18 protein-coding genes are annotated in these 16,898 nt (G+C 38.0%); 6 read left to right on the forward strand and 12 right to left on the reverse strand.

The window, feature by feature from the left end; all coding sequences use genetic code 11:
• Positions 1-25: 25 nt before the first annotated feature.
• The 3 genes from BTHG_RS16310 to BTHG_RS16320 are packed head-to-tail and all read right to left on the reverse strand — an operon-like array spanning position 26 to position 1,708.
• A complete protein-coding gene (locus tag BTHG_RS16310; protein ID WP_010677802.1) occupies positions 26-865 on the reverse strand; it encodes a YihY/virulence factor BrkB family protein in 840 nt (279 codons plus the stop codon).
• A gap of 4 nt (positions 866-869) precedes the next feature.
• Positions 870-1,223, reverse strand: coding sequence for a YtxH domain-containing protein (locus tag BTHG_RS16315; protein WP_010677803.1), 354 nt, complete (start codon positions 1,221-1,223; stop codon positions 870-872).
• A 5-nt stretch (positions 1,224-1,228) separates the two neighbouring features.
• On the reverse strand, positions 1,229-1,708 hold the full coding sequence (locus tag BTHG_RS16320) for a low molecular weight protein-tyrosine-phosphatase (RefSeq protein WP_010677804.1): 480 nt from the start codon (positions 1,706-1,708) through the stop codon (positions 1,229-1,231).
• Between the two features lie 104 nt (positions 1,709-1,812).
• Between BTHG_RS16320 and BTHG_RS16325 the strand changes: the two genes are divergently transcribed.
• Together BTHG_RS16325 and BTHG_RS26870 are read left to right on the forward strand one after the other, a co-directional pair.
• Positions 1,813-2,037 carry a DUF1128 domain-containing protein gene (locus tag BTHG_RS16325; RefSeq protein ID WP_010677805.1) on the forward strand — a complete coding sequence of 75 codons (225 nt, stop codon included), beginning with the start codon at positions 1,813-1,815 and terminating at the stop codon, positions 2,035-2,037.
• Positions 2,038-2,293: 256 nt separating this feature from the next.
• A complete protein-coding gene (locus tag BTHG_RS26870) occupies positions 2,294-2,437 on the forward strand; it encodes a hypothetical protein (RefSeq protein ID WP_157256223.1) in 144 nt (47 codons plus the stop codon).
• Positions 2,438-2,488: 51 nt separating this feature from the next.
• Here BTHG_RS26870 and treC read toward each other — a convergent pair whose 3' ends face one another.
• The 3 genes from treC to BTHG_RS16345 form a co-directional block, all read right to left on the reverse strand.
• Entirely contained in the window at positions 2,489-4,180 is a 1,692-nt protein-coding gene (treC, locus tag BTHG_RS16335) for an alpha,alpha-phosphotrehalase (RefSeq protein WP_010677806.1), read from the reverse strand.
• A gap of 220 nt (positions 4,181-4,400) precedes the next feature.
• Positions 4,401-4,784, reverse strand: a complete 384-nt coding sequence (locus BTHG_RS16340) for a DUF488 domain-containing protein (protein WP_010677807.1) — start codon at positions 4,782-4,784, stop codon at positions 4,401-4,403.
• A 59-nt stretch (positions 4,785-4,843) separates the two neighbouring features.
• Complete coding sequence (locus BTHG_RS16345) at positions 4,844-5,215, reverse strand: DnaJ family domain-containing protein (RefSeq protein WP_010677808.1); 372 nt, start codon at positions 5,213-5,215, stop codon at positions 4,844-4,846.
• 280 nt (positions 5,216-5,495) lie between these two features.
• Between BTHG_RS16345 and mreBH the strand changes: the two genes are divergently transcribed.
• A complete protein-coding gene (mreBH, locus tag BTHG_RS16350; RefSeq protein ID WP_010677809.1) occupies positions 5,496-6,503 on the forward strand; it encodes a rod-share determining protein MreBH in 1,008 nt (335 codons plus the stop codon).
• Positions 6,504-6,543: 40 nt separating this feature from the next.
• On the opposite strand, the gene BTHG_RS16355 is transcribed toward mreBH, so the two are convergent.
• Together BTHG_RS16355 and BTHG_RS16360 are read right to left on the reverse strand one after the other, a co-directional pair.
• Positions 6,544-8,478, reverse strand: a complete 1,935-nt coding sequence (locus BTHG_RS16355; RefSeq protein ID WP_010677810.1) for an FUSC family protein — start codon at positions 8,476-8,478, stop codon at positions 6,544-6,546.
• A 231-nt stretch (positions 8,479-8,709) separates the two neighbouring features.
• Entirely contained in the window at positions 8,710-9,429 is a 720-nt protein-coding gene (locus BTHG_RS16360; protein WP_010677811.1) for a TerC family protein, read from the reverse strand.
• A gap of 258 nt (positions 9,430-9,687) precedes the next feature.
• Here BTHG_RS16360 and BTHG_RS16365 point away from each other — a divergent pair, with 258 nt between their 5' ends.
• Together BTHG_RS16365 and BTHG_RS16370 are read left to right on the forward strand one after the other, a co-directional pair.
• Positions 9,688-10,104 (forward strand): SRPBCC family protein, encoded by a 417-nt coding sequence (locus BTHG_RS16365; RefSeq protein WP_010677812.1) that lies wholly within the window; start codon positions 9,688-9,690, stop codon positions 10,102-10,104.
• Positions 10,104-10,469: an ArsR/SmtB family transcription factor gene (locus tag BTHG_RS16370; protein WP_010677813.1), complete on the forward strand. Its 366-nt coding sequence runs from the start codon at positions 10,104-10,106 to the stop codon at positions 10,467-10,469. Before BTHG_RS16365 ends, BTHG_RS16370 begins: the two co-directional genes overlap by 1 nt.
• Positions 10,470-10,661: 192 nt before the next feature.
• On the opposite strand, the gene BTHG_RS25185 is transcribed toward BTHG_RS16370, so the two are convergent.
• The 4 genes from BTHG_RS25185 to BTHG_RS16390 form a co-directional block, all read right to left on the reverse strand.
• Positions 10,662-11,792: an ATP-binding protein gene (locus tag BTHG_RS25185; RefSeq protein WP_198420977.1), complete on the reverse strand. Its 1,131-nt coding sequence runs from the start codon at positions 11,790-11,792 to the stop codon at positions 10,662-10,664.
• Between the two features lie 175 nt (positions 11,793-11,967).
• Positions 11,968-12,648, reverse strand: a complete 681-nt coding sequence (locus tag BTHG_RS16380) for a Na-translocating system protein MpsC family protein (RefSeq protein ID WP_010677815.1) — start codon at positions 12,646-12,648, stop codon at positions 11,968-11,970.
• Positions 12,649-12,792: 144 nt separating this feature from the next.
• Positions 12,793-13,479: a Na-translocating system protein MpsC family protein gene (locus tag BTHG_RS16385; protein ID WP_010677816.1), complete on the reverse strand. Its 687-nt coding sequence runs from the start codon at positions 13,477-13,479 to the stop codon at positions 12,793-12,795.
• A 232-nt stretch (positions 13,480-13,711) separates the two neighbouring features.
• Complete coding sequence (locus BTHG_RS16390) at positions 13,712-15,040, reverse strand: polysaccharide biosynthesis protein (protein ID WP_010677817.1); 1,329 nt, start codon at positions 15,038-15,040, stop codon at positions 13,712-13,714.
• A 248-nt stretch (positions 15,041-15,288) separates the two neighbouring features.
• On the opposite strand from BTHG_RS16390, the gene BTHG_RS16395 reads away from it, so the two are divergent.
• Positions 15,289-16,845, forward strand: coding sequence for an ABC-F family ATP-binding cassette domain-containing protein (locus tag BTHG_RS16395; RefSeq protein WP_010677818.1), 1,557 nt, complete (start codon positions 15,289-15,291; stop codon positions 16,843-16,845).
• The last annotated feature ends 53 nt before the right edge of the window (positions 16,846-16,898 follow it).

The raw sequence follows: 16,898 nt of genomic DNA on the forward strand, positions 1-16,898 counted from the left end.
TCCATGAAGGTAACTTCCGGTAAAATTATCGACCGTCCCTAATGCGATGGCAGTTTAAAATGGCATTAATTTCTCCACCTATGATGATAATCATCGCTGATAAATAAAACCAAATCATGAGAACAATAATGGCTCCTAGACTTCCATATGTCGTGGAATAATGTCCAAAGCTATTCACATAATATGAAAATGCAAGGGAAACAAACATCCAGCCAAAGGTTGCAAAAAAGGCTCCTGATATGATTTCTTTAATTTTTAACGGGCGGTTGGGCGCAACCCAATACAAAAAGGTAAATACGATAAACAAGATTGCCGCACTCACAATCCATCGAATACCATTCCAAATATCCAGAAATTCTTCAGACAAGCCAAAAGAGGAAAAGATAAAAATCCCAATTTGCTTTCCGAATACCGGTAATAATAAAGCAACAATGATGACAAAAATCATCCCGAAGGTCAATAAGATCGAAATTCCTCTCGTAAAAAAGAAGTTCCGTGTTTCTTTTACATCATACGCTTTATTAAATGCACGAACGACTGCATTAATTCCATTAGAGGACGACCATAACGTACCAATGATTCCTATCGATAACAGTCCACCTTTTTGAGAACCAACTATGAAATTGAGGTTTTCTTCAATTAACTCAACTGTACCTTCAGGAGCGTACTGACTAACAAACGCCAAAACATCTATTTGAGAAATTGGTAAATACCCTATCAGAGTCACTAGAAAGATTAAAAATGGGAATAAAGAAAGCAAGAAAAAATAGGCAAGCTCTGCAGAAAGACTCCCTACTTCATCTTCCTTATATCGCAAAATTAATTCCTTAATAAACCGCAAATCTAAGGTTCGAATTTGGGTCATTTTTTCACCTCTCTATATTATCGTCCCTAATTACCTCCATTTTATTAGAAATTGTGTTCTTAGTTTCTTTCACTGTTTCAACGATTTCTGGTGTTGTTTCAACAATTTCATTCACTTTCGAAGTTACAATGCGAACGTCCTCCGCTACCTGCTCGATGGTTGAACGAACCACGTTGAACTGGTCTTTTACAAGCTCTGTATAACCCTGCGGATTTTTCATGACGTCTACGCATTTTTTACCAACTCTTTTACTAGTATGTAAAAATTGCTCTCTTGTTTCCTTATCCACTAAAGAAATTGCTGCACCAAGGACAGCCCCTATGACCATGCCTTCCACCATTTTATTGCGTTTTGCCAAGAGTATTACTCCTTTCCAACTAGATTTTCCTTTTTGATGACTTCTAAAAGACATTTACAACCGTTACTTACAAGCTCGTATGTTTCATCAAAATTTCCAGTGTAATACGGGTCTGGTACATCTGTAACCTTGCTATCATCGACAAAATCAAGGAGTCGTTTTATTTGACCTGTTTTTTCGTTACCCGTCATTTTTTGTAAGTTCTTTAAGTTGTCAGAGTCCATCGCAATAATATAGTCAAATTGACCAAGGTCCTCTGGCAACACCTTACGTGCTTGAATCCCTTCAAAGGAAACTTTATACTTGGTTAAAATGGTCTGCGTACCTTTATGTGGGGGATGTCCGATATGCCAATCCCCAGTTCCTGCAGAATCAACTTGGATGTCATCAGCAAGTCCCTCTTTTTTTACTAAATCTCGAAAAATGGCCTCCGCCATCGGTGATCTACAAATATTTCCTAAACAAACAAATAAAACTTTAATCATATGTATTTTCTCCTTCATGTTATGTATTTCTGTGTTCTTCCATATTAAATAATAGCAGAAACGTGATACAATAAGAATACACTGAAAACTGAAAGGATGAAAACATGGACCTCTCACAAAAGTCGGTTGAAAACGTAGAGTTTATGATAGAGAAGATTAAAGAAAAATTGAAGGTTCTTAACATAGGTGCAATTAAGCCTTCCCATTTTGATGAAGAAATGTACGAGGAATTAAAAGATATTTACGATCTCACCATGAAAAAGAACTCATTCAGCCCAAACGAAATGCAGGCACTTGTGGAAGAGCTCGGAAGCTTACGAAAAAAATAAATCATACATAGTGATGATGGCGGCCATTTGGTCGCTTTTTTGATTGGTTACGTATTAGGATACGGCAATTAGATGGTTGGAAAGGAAATTTTATGTAAGACGCAATGACATTTTTCCGGTAATTCAGTCAATAACTTTCCCCCGCTGCATATACGTATAGAAAGGGGCAATTTGTTAAAGAAAGGTTTCATGTGCTGCATGTCATCTGTGGTCAAACCGCAGTGTGGCAATGCCCCATTTAAAGGGGGGAATACATGTGCTAGGACTTTGGCTAACGCTTATAGGCATGGCTGTGTTGTATTTTGTCTCCGCTGGATTCTGGTTTTACTTTGTCGCAACATCGATGGATATCGATGACTCCACAAAAATCGACCCAATCCCAACAGATCGCGATTATTAAAGAAGCCACGCCCTCTAAGGGCATGGCTCATACAGTGTAGGCGAAACTCGTCTACGCTTTTTTAATTAAATGGTACACAACTGATTCGTAAGGACGAAGATTCAATCCTGTTGAAATATCCGTTTGAGAATCCCCATAGTTGGAAATGAGAAGATCTGTCGTATAATTTTCGATTTGAATACTTTCAGGAACCTGGAATGTGGTTTCCTTTCCGTAAAAATTATTTACGACAAGAAGTTTCTCACTATCCCCATTTCTTACATAAGCAAAGATTTCTGAATGATCCTCAACCAATAATTCATAATCCCCATACGTAATAATGTCGTATTCTTTTCGTAGTTTTATCAATTTTTGATAGTGATAAAACACTGAGTTTTTATCTTCTATTGCTTTTTCTACGTTGATTGTTTTGTAATTAGCAGCAACATTAATCCACGGTGTACCGCTCGTGAAGCCTGCATGCTCTGATCCGTCCCACTGTACAGGTGTACGTGAATTATCACGTGATTTTTGTTTTAAAATCTCGATAATTTGTTCGTTGCTCATTCCCTGTTCTTTTTTAATGTTATAGATGTTTAGAGATTCAACATCTCGATATTCTGAGATGTCATCGAATTTCGGATTGGTCATTCCGATTTCTTCACCTTGATAAATATAAGGCGTACCTTGCATCATATGAATGGTTGTTGCAAGCATTTTTGCAGATTCTGTTAAATACTTGTCATCATCACCATATCTCGATACAATACGTGGCTGGTCATGGTTGCACCAAAATAACGCATTCCAGCCGCCACCCTTATGCATTTCTACCTGCCAAGTTGAAAGGATTTGCTTTAACGCTTGGAAGTCAAAATCTGCAACTGTCCACTTATCACCGTTCGGATAGTCTACTTTTAAATGGTGAAAATTAAAGGTCATACTTAGCTCATTGCGGTCAGGATTCGAATATTTAATACAATCCTCAATTGTCGTTGAAGACATTTCCCCAACCGTCATACTATCGTATTTCGAAAACACATTCTGGTTCATTTCGTGCATAAACTCATGTACGCGTGGCCCATCTGTATAAAACTTTCGGCCGTCACCAGGAGGCACAGATCCGTCATCATCAGGGAAACGCTGGTCTTTTGAGATAAGATTGATAACATCTAATCGGAAACCATCTACCCCTTTTTCAAACCAAAAAGTCATCATGTCATACACTTTTTTACGTACCTCTTCGTTTTCCCAATTAAGGTCAGCCTGGGTAACGTCAAAAAGGTGAAGATAGTATTGGCCCGTTTGTTCATCATACTCCCAGGCATTCCCTCCAAATTTTGATTCCCAATTCGTTGGCTCATGACCGTCTTTTGGATCCTTCCAAATATAAAAATCGCGATATGGATTATCCTTTGATTTTCGAGACTGTTTGAACCATTCATTTTCAGTCGATGTATGGTTGACGACGATATCCATGATGATTTTGATGCCACGAGTATGTGCTTCTTCAAGCAAGCGGTCAAAATCCTCCATCGTTCCATATTCTTCTTGAATCGCAAAGTAATCACTGATGTCGTACCCATTGTCTCGCTGCGGAGATTTGTATATAGGCGTTAACCAAATAACATCAATACCTAATGCTTTTAAGTAATCAAGTTTTTCAATAATCCCCTGTAGGTCTCCGAGACCATTTCCAGTCGTATCATTAAAACTCTTTGGATAAATTTGATAAACTACAGATTTCTTCCACCAAGGTTGTTCCAATTGCTACACCACCATATTCGTAATTCATGTTTGTAGTATGACTTAAACAAAACAAACTTATTTGTAGTTGTAGTTTAACTTGTATATACAAGTTAGTCAACTAATCTAACCGCAATGGATGATGTGGTGTCTTCACTGTTGTATTTTATAAAAACTGTCACTATTTGATGGTTACTGCAGCTATATCAGAAATACTGCCACTGCCCTAGAAATACCGCAACTACCCGTTTTGGCGCTTGTCCACTTCACTCTTTAGTACTTCCCTCAAAACAACGGCCTGATTATGAACTTCATCCTTTGCACCAAAAAGGAGAGTGACTTTCCCTTCCCCTGCCATTTCTAGCAACTGTTCCACCGCTATTTTCTTCTCTTCATCCTTCTCTAATTCTTTTATGTAATGTTCCTTGAATTCTTCAAATCTTTCTGGTTTGTGGTTAAATTCTTTGCGTAATTCCGTGCTTGGGGCAACATCTTTCATCCACAAATCAAGTTGTGCTTTTTCCTTTGAAATTCCTCGAGGCCAAATGCGATCAACCAATATTCTTTTTCCGTCTTTTGCATCAGCTGGCTCATAAATTCGTTTTAACTTCACATTTTTAATCATATTTCTTTTTCCTTTCTAATAGAAAAGGGCAAAACGCAATGTTTTGACCCCTTCATTTTTTATTTAAATTTATTATGCAATTTCATTTGATAGTCCTTAAAAACGGAAGAATGCGATGTCTTTCTATTTTTTAAAATTTGGTTTAAGCGAAATTGTTTTTCGTTTAGCTTTCTTTGGTAAATGACCCGCTGTTCTTCATCCTCACAGTTTTCTAGTAGATTTTCAATTGTGAGCAATTCTTTCTTAATTTCAGTTTCTTCATTAATGAGTCCTGCATTTTTCATGACACGATATGCCATACGAAGATCTTCAGGAATCGCCGAATCGTCATCAAGCTTAAGGGGTTTTCCATATCCGGGTAAGTTGTCAAATTCCCCATCCTTATAGGCCTTGCGAATTTTATCCTCTGACACGATACTTGAAAAATCCATTGCTACGCCCTCCTTTTTGGGAGTGATTCATCTATTACTATTTTACGTGTTTTTTGAACATATTGCCATTCTCCTCATATATTTCTCCTATATTTCATTTTTTACAATATGACAACAACCCCCAAAAATCGACATATTTTCATGAATTCTTATAAGGTGAAGTGGGTTAAAATGACTACTCATTTAAATAGATAAAAAATAGTAGCTAAAAATGTTTTGGACAAACATCTTTAGTCTATTAGACATATAACCCCAAACTCTTAGAAGGATGGAGATAAAAATGTTTTCAAACGTTGAAATAGGTATTGATTTAGGAACTGCAAATATTTTGGTATACAGTAAAAATAAAGGCATCATCATTAATGAACCATCCGTTGTTGCGATTGACACTGAAAATAACAGAGTTGTTGCGGTAGGAACAGATGCGAAAAGGATGATTGGAAAGACGCCTGAGAAGATTGTGGCAATCCGTCCTTTACGTAAAGGTGTTATTGCTGATTTCAATGTTACAGCCGACATGCTTCGTCATATTATGAAAAAAGCAAGTCAAAAAATCGGCTACTCCCTACGCAAGCCAAATGTGGTTGTTTGTACACCATCTGGGTCAACTTCTGTTGAACGACGCGCCATTCAGGATGCAATTAAACAATGTGGTGCCAAACAAGTGTACTTGATTGAAGAACCAGTTGCTGCTGCTGTTGGCTCTGATTTACCGGTTGATGAACCAGTTGCGAACGTAATCGTAGATATCGGTGGAGGCAATACGGAAGTTGCGATTATTTCCTTTGGCGGTGTTGTGAGCTGCAACTCCATTCGGATTGGCGGAGACCAGTTTGATGAAGATATCATCCAATATGTACGAAAAAAATACAATGTTCTGATTGGGGAACATACAGCTGAACAGATAAAATTTGAAATTGGCTATGCCCTTGTTGATCATGAGATTAAAACAATGGACATTCGCGGCCGCGACCTTGTTACAGGTTTACCTAAAACCATTTCATTGCGTTCAACTGAGGTTCAAGAAACATTAAAAGAGTCATTACTTCATATTTTAGAAACTATTCGTGCGACATTAGAGGACTGCCCACCGGAATTAAGTGGCGATATTGTGGATCGCGGGGTTATTTTAACAGGTGGTGGAGCATTACTAAATGGCATGCAGGAGTGGCTCAGCCAGGAAATCATTGTTCCAGTCCACATTGCACCAAACCCACTAGAATCAGTCGCAATTGGAACCGGACGCTCCCTAAGCATCATCACAAAACTCCACAAAATTGCAAAATAGGAGCCAAGGGGAGCCAAGGGGACGGTTCTCTTGGTCCCCTTTAATCAGAATTATTTGACATAAAGGAACCACAAGAACCGTCCCTATGGTTCCGTTTTTTCAGGTATGTGATCAGTGCTTCTAGTAATGTATCAATTTGTTCTTGGATTCGGGCGTGGTTTGGAATTTCGGGTATGTTGAAGTTCTCGAGCAAATGGTGTTGTTCTACGGATTGGGCGATTGTTTCGAAAATGTATAAAAATTGCCCAATCTCCCCTTTTGTTAATGTGTGATTCCTAGCTCCCGCTTCAAGAAAATAGCCAAGCTGTTCCATTGAAAATAGTACAGGTGACAAGAGGCTTAGTGAAGCAATATTATTGGGTATTTCTCCTAGCGCTGCTCCGTAAACGGTACGTAAATTATTTAAATTTGTCCTCATTTTATTTTTAAGATGTCTGTCATCGATAGTTGCACTGTTACTTGAAAAGATTTTATAAAATAACTGTGCTTGGCTACGAATGGTCTTGGACATCAAATGAGGAATTCGGCTTGAAGCAGTTTGACGCCCTACAAACAGCACCCCTACTATCCCAATGATACATCCGATGACGACATCGGTGATCCGGGCAGCTGCAAAATAGGGTAAATCGTTTAGTCTTGTTGTGCTTTCAGCAATTAATATTGCATTCGGTGTAATAAAGGAAACAGCAAGTGCATAGTTCCGTACCATCAAAGATTCCGTAAAAAAGTTAAAGATGGCGATCAAAAGTGCAACAATGATTGGTGCCGGACCCAGTGAAAGAATTATACCTGCAACAAAGATACCAACCAGTGTGCCAATTGACCTCTGTATGGAACGATGAAATGTACTGATAATTGTGGAACCGAGCATAACCGATCCACATGACACCGGAATCCAGTAGGAACGCTCAAAATTGAAAGAAAACGCAATGATGGCAGAGATACCGAGCACAACTGCATAGCGCAGTGATGTTAAAAAGACTAGTGAGTTTTTATCAAAAGCATCCAAAAATTGTTTTGCAACCGAATGCTTTATAAAAGGAATCTCCTGGTCGTCAACCGGTACGTACTCTTGTATCACATCAACTACTCCGACTATCTTATTAAACAGATTCCGTTCTATCCCTTCTAGTGTTACATCTGGAACCTCTATTTCATTCATCAGACTTTTTTTAGGTAGTGCTTGTGTGATTTGTTTTAGTAAATCAAGTATTTCAGGTGCGATTTTTGTTTTTCCACGAGACTCAATTTCCAAAATATCTCCCCATATGAAATGAGAAATGTCTTTCAATATGTATAACCGTTTAAAAGAGTCTGAACTTCGCCACGAAATATAGCCAGAGGAAAGTGTTGTTTCAACCTCCCTCAACGAAAACAAAGTACTTTCTTTCATCTCATCAAATTGGGAAGTCCCAATGGCTCCTGCTAATTTCGTTAATTCTACATAAATTCTGTGTATTACTTTTTTCTCTGGTTTATATGGATCTGAAAACCACCCAATCATCGCGACAATCCAAGAGACAACTCCCCCAAAAAACACAAAAGATGCACGTTGTAAGGCAGCATTTGGATCAATTTCCATGGCAGACGTCATTGCAAAAATAATGACGAAAAAGATTGACGCAGGACCTCTAATTTTTAAAGCACCAAAAATGAACGTACCAATTCCACCAATTAATCCTAAAATAAGCGCAAATAAAAAGGGAGAATCCGCAGTTAGGGTGCCTAGCCCCATTGATGTTGCCAATCCAAGCATTACGAAAAACACCTTTTTTGCACGATGTTTATACGGATCATTGAAAACATACAAATAAGAGAATCCACCAATTCCCGCCAATAGCCCATATTGAAAGTGCCCTAGCAAAATTCCAATAATGATGGGAACCGAGGAACTAATGGCCGCTCCAATCGCCCTTCGCATCGGAAACGGCGTCCTATTAATTTTAAACGCATCCTTAACGATTGACGACGACATCCAAAAACCTTCCTTCTTGAACCAAGGGAACCAGGGGGACGGTTCTCTCGGCCCCAATAATCTGATTTATTGATAAAAGGGGCCGCAAGAACCGTCCCTGTGGCCCCTGATTTATTTGACAAAAGGAACCACAAGAACCGTCCCTGTGGTCCCTATTAGCTTTGGCTTTGATTATGTCAATTATGTAAAAGGAAAGGCCAAATCGGTGATCGATTTGGCCTCAGCATTTTATTATGCGGTTTGTTGTAGTTTTTGTTTTTTTGCTGCGATTTTTTTATTTTTCACGTAGCCTAGCGTTAGTACAAGAATTGTTATTACAGCAGCTATGAAATATGTCACTGGTCCATGTTCGATATGAAGGAAGTTTGTTAAGCCCTCGTCTTTAAATACCATTTCTCCTGCTGTCCAAGCAAGAATACCTGCTCCAACATAAGCGATCCAAGCATATTTATTCATGGCTTTTACAATAAATTTAGAACCGAAAATCATAATTGGAATACTAATTAAAACACCAAGTGCAATCATACCAATGTGGCCATCGGCAGCACCTGCAACCGCAACGACATTATCAAGACTCATAACAGCATCTGCCATAATAATGGTACCAATTGCTGCCATTATACCAGTTGAAGATTTCACATGTGCTTCACCCTCATCTTCAACTAATACCTTGTAGGCAATGAAAAGAAGTAATAATCCACCAATTACATTCACAAATGGAATTTTTAATAAGTAAACAATGACGGCTGCAAATAAAATACGTAAAATTACAGCTCCGGCTGTTCCCCAAAAGATTGCTTTGTTTTGCTGATCTTTCGGAAGGTTTCTTGTTGCCATTGCAATCACAACAGCGTTGTCTCCAGATAAAATAATATCAATTGCAATGATTTTTAATAACGCAATTGTAGCTCCTGAAGAGATAGCTAGTCCAAGAATCGTTAGCATATCCATAGGGTAATTCCCCCCTCAATTAATATCGTAAAATAACTAAACAATAAATACATAATCTAGCATACTCCTATTTTTTTTCACTTTCAATAGAACTCTTATGATTCTTGCTTACAAACCTACCAAAATTAACCACAGGTTTTTCCATTTTAAATGATCATACTATTTTAGTATAACACCCTTGACATAACACCTTTTGGTTTCATATAATAAAATACAGAACCAAATGGTTTCACATTTATTTTAAAAGGAGAATCAATTATGGCAAAAGTACCTGATATAAAACAAACTATTTTAATTGAAGCACCTATTCAAAACGTATGGAATCTTGTATCAACCGGCGAAGCCATCGGCACATGGTTTATGCCAAATGATTTAGTTGCAAAGGAAGGTCACGAATTTCATATTCAATCTCCATTTGGTCCTTCTCCATGTAAGGTATTAGAGGTTGAACCACCTCACCGCCTAACATTTTCTTGGGACACAGAAGGCTGGTTTGTTGAGTTTCTTTTGAAAGAAGTCGATGGGAAAACAGAGTTTACCCTCATTCATGGCGGCTGGAAAGATTCTGAAGAAGTCATTGGAAAAGCAAATCGAACTGCTGCAGAAGTTCGTGAAACAATGAATGGTGGTTGGGCTGGTATTGTGCAAAAACTACGTCAGGTGGCGACAAATTAGTGGCAGAGTCTGCTCAAAAATATGACGTGTTTCAAGCAATCGCAGACCCAACACGCAGAGAAGTACTAAGGTTACTCTCCAAAAAGGAACTTCCTATTTCGGAAATTACTAGCCATTTTTCAATGAGCCGAACGGCTGTGGCAAAGCATCTTCATATCCTTTCCGAAGCAAATCTAGTGAGTGGGAAAAAGGTAGGAAGGGAAAAACGCTATCGCCTCCAACCCGAATCATTTTCAGAGTTGCATGAATGGCTCGCGTATTTCGATCAGTTCTGGAATAATAAACTATCGATATTGAAGCATATCGCCGAGAACGGTCAAAGTGGCGGGCTAAAAGTTGTAAAGGCAGAAATAGCTGATGAATAAGCTGGAGGAAAGACTATCAGTTCGGGCTATGGTCGCGTTCGGTTTTACATTCTCTCGATATAAACTTGTGCTTGAGCTCTAGCAACTTGATATTCTTTACTACCCCGAATTTCGCTCAGGCGCAACTCAATTTTGGTCCTTCATCATCCATAATGAAGGACCTTCAACTATTCTCCTAAAGCAAAAAGGTCTTCATATGATATGAAGACCCTCTTCTATGATAGGCAATGAAATTTCAACGGTTGTTCCCTCGTTTTCGACACTATTGATTGCCATTTGACCGCCGTGTTCTTGGATGATGGTTTGGCAAATCATGAGACCGAGTCCGGTCCCTTTTTCCTTTGTGGTATAGAAGGCCCTACCAATCCTTGGAAGCTTATCCGCCGGTATTCCGGAGCCATTGTCAGCAATATGAATCATTGCATTGCCTCCTTTTGAATATACTGAAATATCGATGAGTCCCCCATCTTCAATCGCTTCAATACTATTTTTCAAGATATTGATGAAAACTTGTTTCAGCTTGTTCTCCTCACAATGAATGAACACGCCTTTCAAATCATGATAGGATGTCTTAATCTGGATATTGTGGAGAATTGCCTGGGTGTCTAACAAAAACACAACCTCATTCAGCACATTTGTGATTTTTTGTTTTCGTAATTGTAGCTTTTTGGGCTTTGCGAGCAACAGCATCTCATCAACAATCGTATTAATCCGGTCAATTTCAGATACCATAATCTCGGAATAGGCGTTTGTTTTCTCTGCCTGCAAAAGTTGCACAAACCCTTTTAAGCTAGTGAGTGGATTTCGAATTTCGTGCGCGATGCCAGCTGCCATTTCCCCTACCATCGTAAGCTTATCCGATTGTTGAATGAACTCCTCACCCTTTTTTACCTCTGTTATGTCCCTAACGACGATATATTCACAACTTTCCCCTTGAAAAGTAATTGGCATCAATTTTATTTCGACATCCATTTCACCTAAAGTAGGGTGGTCAATTTTTCCCTCCGTAATTTTTTTAAACTTATGTCCTTTTTCAATTTTCCTAGTCGATTTTCCAGGTTCATATTGAATAAAATCTTTCAGTGAATGCCCAATAACCGACTTCTCATTATCGGCACCAATAAGATATTTCCCCGTATCATTGATATAAACGATTTTCCCAGCCCGCTTAAGCAAAATCGCATATGGTGAATTTTCCACCAAAAAGCGAAACTCTCGATTTTTGCGTGATTCATAGATGGATAGTAGTGAAGCGATGAGTGCAATTATTAAAAGATAAGGTTCCCAACGGTTCATGAATCCGGCATAAAAGATCTGACCCAAGAACAAAATCACACAACATAGAAAAATTGAAAATTTAACGCTTTCCATCTTCTAATTCCCATTTCTCTCCAACCTTTTCTCTCTATATTTACTAAAAAAGAAAAAGCCTAACCTCAGAATTGAAGTTAGGCCATGACGAAGGCTTGCCCAAAAGACATCCTCGCATTTACCATCTTTATTTTAAAATAAAACAAATTAAGCTGTTATCATTCTTAAAATTCCAATCAATAAATATATCGGTAACTGATCTATGAAAAACTTGGTCAAATTTCCCATGACGATGGAAGTAACTTTTTTCAAGTTCATCCTTTGTAAAATGGAGTTCCTTCTCAAAGCCTGCTTCGATTAATGCCTTTTCAATCGGAACCAAAATCCCTTCGCGCTTTACAATAAAAATCTTTGGAGTAATCTGAAAACTCAACGTTTCCTCAGGTGTTTTTTCAACAAGACAGCTAATTCGTTCGACTTCAGATTCAAGCAGTAAAAAATTGACTTCTTCATTCTTTTCCATGGGAACTAATGTTTGATCTAATTCTGCAATAATGACGCCCGTGTTATTAGGAAAGTTCCAATCATGAGAAAAGACCTTTACCTCAGTTTCAAGAGTCACCTGGAATACACCTTTTAATTCCGCTAAAATGCTTTTGATCACAACATCCCTTGCACGGTCCACCTGAATATGCTGATTCTCTTGTAAAAGAACCTCTTCCATTGGTGAGACAAAGCCACGAATATGTAGGACTAAGAAATGGTCCGCCGTACCTGCAAAACACGATTCAGGTCCTCGTCCAAATTTACTTCGAAGAAGCTTACTTGTGTAACTGCTTATGTATTTTAATTTTTCTTGTAAATTCAAGTCATTCCCACCTTTAGGGAATTCTCCACAATAACTAATGACCTCATATTCATCAGCCTTTATTATTGTAGCATCGTTTCCCTTTCATTTCCATGTTTACCATATAGTTTGTCTATTTTGGTGGGAATTATTAGACCAACCTCACTAACAATAAAAGATTTTATAACTTTCATCGGTTTCGTAATTCCAAATCATAAAAATATCGCGAATTTCATTGTTGATGATTTTATTAAATCGTTTTATATTTGCATCGTACTTTTTTCGGATGTTATTTTCTCTTTCTTCCAGGATGTGCATTCCTTTTTCAATCAGTATTTTTTCGATTGGAAGGATATATCCAGCACATCTAATGATATAAATCCTTTCACCTATCTTTGTAAACTCCATCTCATTAGGGTGATATCGATAGAACTCACTTTGCTTGCTAATTTCATTTCGAAGGAACATAAATTCAAGCGAATTTTCTAGTTCGATTTTCTCTGTTGGTTTGACCACGGCAAGTAATACCCCGGTATTTTTTCGAAAGTTCCAATCTTGATATATTTCGATGATTGGTTTCTCACACATTTCTTCTAACGTTTCCTGTATTGGGTCTAAAAGGTCTGCCATTATTTTCTTACGAATCTTAGCAGCAGTCGCAAAATCGTCTTTTATTACAAGCTCATATTCGATTTTTGTCATGAACTTTTTGATATGGACGACAATATATTGATCGGAAATCGAGGTATAACAAGTTTCCGGACCCTTCCCAAATTTTGATTTTATTAGTTTGCTAACATAGCTACTAATATGTGTTAATTCTTCCTGTTTTATAATGATGCTTCTTGACATGCGATTCATAATCCTCCTAAAACGCAATAAAAAATGGCCTAACCTCTACAAAAAATAGAAGTTAGGCCATGGTTAGACTTATTATTGATATTCTACCATTTACCATTCTTTACGGACTGCATTTTAAATTTTTCATCGTTTCTGCTTACTCATAATAAATGGGATTAATGACAGCTAGACATTAATCTTGCTCATTATATCACGAGGTCATTTTTTAAACAAACAAATTGTATTATGAAGCCGTATGCAAAAACTTCGTAGAAAAAACGGATACACCAATTTTTCTACAGATCGTTACGTAATGCATTAAGGCTAGTAAAACAGCTCCCATATTCATGCCAATAATGATTCCTTCCATTTGTAATGTTTGAAGTGAACCCAAAACGAACATAATCGCAAAAGAAACAACGGTTGACCACACATTATGGATAAATGCATCCTTTACCAAACCTAATCCGATTAAATAAGCTTGCATGGGGATTAAAAAGAAATGGAATAGAAAATATGGCCATAGCATTTGCAAATATACGGTTGCTGCTGATGATTCAAAGAAAATTTGCGTGAGTGGTTCAGCAAAATAGTAAAAAACCACACAGGCAGGGATTCCGTACAGGAACGTCATTCTCATAACCTGTTTTAACAAGTTTTGTAACATCGGCATATCTCTCTTAGCATAGGTTTCAGAAACAGTTGGTATTAACACGATGAGTAACGAATGAGCAATGAACGCTGGAAAGAATCCAATTGTTAATGCTACACCAGTCATCAATCCAAAGTGCTCAGTTGCAACCGCTGCAGGCATGCCTGCTTTTAAAAGAGCTGCTTTGATTAAAAATGGCTGAACTGCATGTGAAATTGCGTGAAATATCCGCATTCCGGTTGTCGGCAAGGAAACAGCAAGTAGGTTTTGCCGAACAGCCCTTCCACTTAACGATGATGTCGGTCTTTGGCCAAGTTTTCGATAATGAACGATATATTCAAAACCTAAATAGCCAAATACGATTAAATCACTTGCAACAAGTGTACATAGTGCAATAAGGATTGATGTATGAATTTCAAATTCTAGCAACTGATAAATAAACACGAGTAAGATTAATTGAACTGCTTTACGTAGAAAATTGGCAAACGCGATTCGGCCCATCGATTGAATCCCCATAAAGTATCCCCTAGCAATCGATAAAAACGAAACAATTGGAATAAATAAAATGACTAACCATCTAACAAATGGATGGTAATCATCGAAAACGGGAATTACCGGAAGGATTACAAATGCGAGCGAAATAATAATTGCTGTAAAGACGGTTGTTAGCACGGTGGCATGTTTTAGCATACTCCGATGGTACCTATCCTCTTTTTCAGCAATAAATTTTGAGATGGATACAGGCAGCTCAAGACTCGCTAAAATGACAACTAAAAAAATGGATGGCAAAATTGTCATATATAACCCCATTCCATGCCCACCGAGCTCTTTTGCCAGAACGAGATTGATTAAAAATTCAACACACTCACCTATAAAAGCTGCGATCATCAGTAACAATGCACCTTTAAAAAATGTCTTCATCCTGTAGCCCCTTATCTGTTATTTTCAGTACTATATAAATATGAGACAAGTCTCCAAATTATTTGACGAAAAGAAAATTTTTACTCCAATACTAATAAAGTTCCCTTTCCAACCCCTTGTTTTCTCGTTTATAATCGGTATATGTGTGAACCATAGGGACGGTTCTGTTGGTCCCTATTTATTTTAATTTTTCGAAAACAAGGGACCAGAGGAACCGTCCCCCTGGTCCCAGAAAAAGGTGTATATAGATGAGTATTTTAACGGTTTCGAATGTGAGCCATGGTTTTGGTGATCGTGCGATTTTTAATGATGTTTCGTTTCGTCTTTTGAAAGGTGAACACATTGGGTTAGTTGGAGCAAATGGTGAAGGTAAGTCAACCTTTATGAATATCATTACTGGGAAGCTTGAGCCTGATGCAGGTAAAATTGAATGGTCAAAAAATGTCCGTGTTGGGTATCTTGATCAACATACTGTGCTAGAAAAAGGAATGACCATCCGTGATGTGTTAAATAGTGCATTCAAATATCTATTTGATATGGAAGCGGAAATGAATGATCTTTACGGAAAAATGGGTGACGCGACACCTGAAGAACTTGAAAAAATGCTTGAAGATGTTGGAACGATTCAGGATACCCTTACAAATAATGACTTTTATGTGATTGATGCAAAGGTAGACGAAATCGCCCGTGGATTGGGCCTTGAAGATATCGGCCTTGAGCGTGATGTACAGGATTTAAGTGGTGGACAGCGTACAAAGGTCCTACTTGCTAAGCTATTACTTGAAAAGCCTGACATTCTTTTACTCGACGAGCCGACAAACTATTTAGATGAACAGCATATCATCTGGTTAAAACGTTATCTCCAAGAATATGAAAATGCATTTATCTTAATTTCACATGATATCCCATTTTTAAATAGTGTTATCAACCTTATTTATCATATGGAGAACCAAGAGCTGAATCGCTATGTTGGGGATTATGATAATTTCCAAAACGTATATGAAGTGAAAAAACAACAACTTGAAGCTGCATATAAAAAGCAACAACAAGAAATTTCCGAACTAAAAGACTTTGTTGCACGAAACAAAGCACGTGTTTCGACTCGAAACATGGCCATGTCTCGTCAAAAGAAGCTTGAAAAAATGGATGTCATCGAGCTTGCGAAGGAAAAGCCAAAGCCAGAATTCCATTTTCGAACAGGTAAAACATCCAGTAAGCTTATTTTTGAAACGAAAGATCTTGTCATCGGCTATGATGACCCACTTTCAAAGCCGCTAAACTTACGCATGGAAAGAGGCCAAAAGATTGCGTTAGTTGGCGCAAACGGGATTGGGAAAACGACGTTATTACGAAGCATCCTAGGCATGAACAAACCTCTCTCTGGAACAGTAGAGCTTGGCGAAAACCAAGAAATTGGGTATTTTGAACAAGAAATCAAGGAGGCAAACTATAATACGTGTATTGAAGAAATTTGGAGTGAGTTTCCATCATTCAACCAATATGAAGTACGTGCGGCACTCGCAAAATGTGGTCTAACGACAAAGCATATTGAAAGTAAGGTTGAAGTGTTAAGTGGTGGGGAAAAAGCAAAGGTACGTCTGTGTAAGTTAATTAACAAAGAAACTAACATTCTTCTTCTCGATGAGCCGACAAACCACCTTGATGTCGACGCAAAGGATGAGCTAAAGCGCGCTCTTAAAGAATATAAAGGAAGTATGCTTCTCATTTGCCACGAACCTGAATTCTATCAAGATGTCGTGACAGATGTGTGGAATGTTGAATCTTGGACTACAAAAGTATTCTAAAAAACAAATGTGCAAGCGCCCTGGAAGAGGAACATCGGCTAACTACCGCCACG

It is taken from the genome of Bacillus timonensis (genome assembly GCF_000285535.1).
Lineage (GTDB): Bacteria > Bacillota > Bacilli > Bacillales > Bacillaceae_L > Ferdinandcohnia > Ferdinandcohnia timonensis.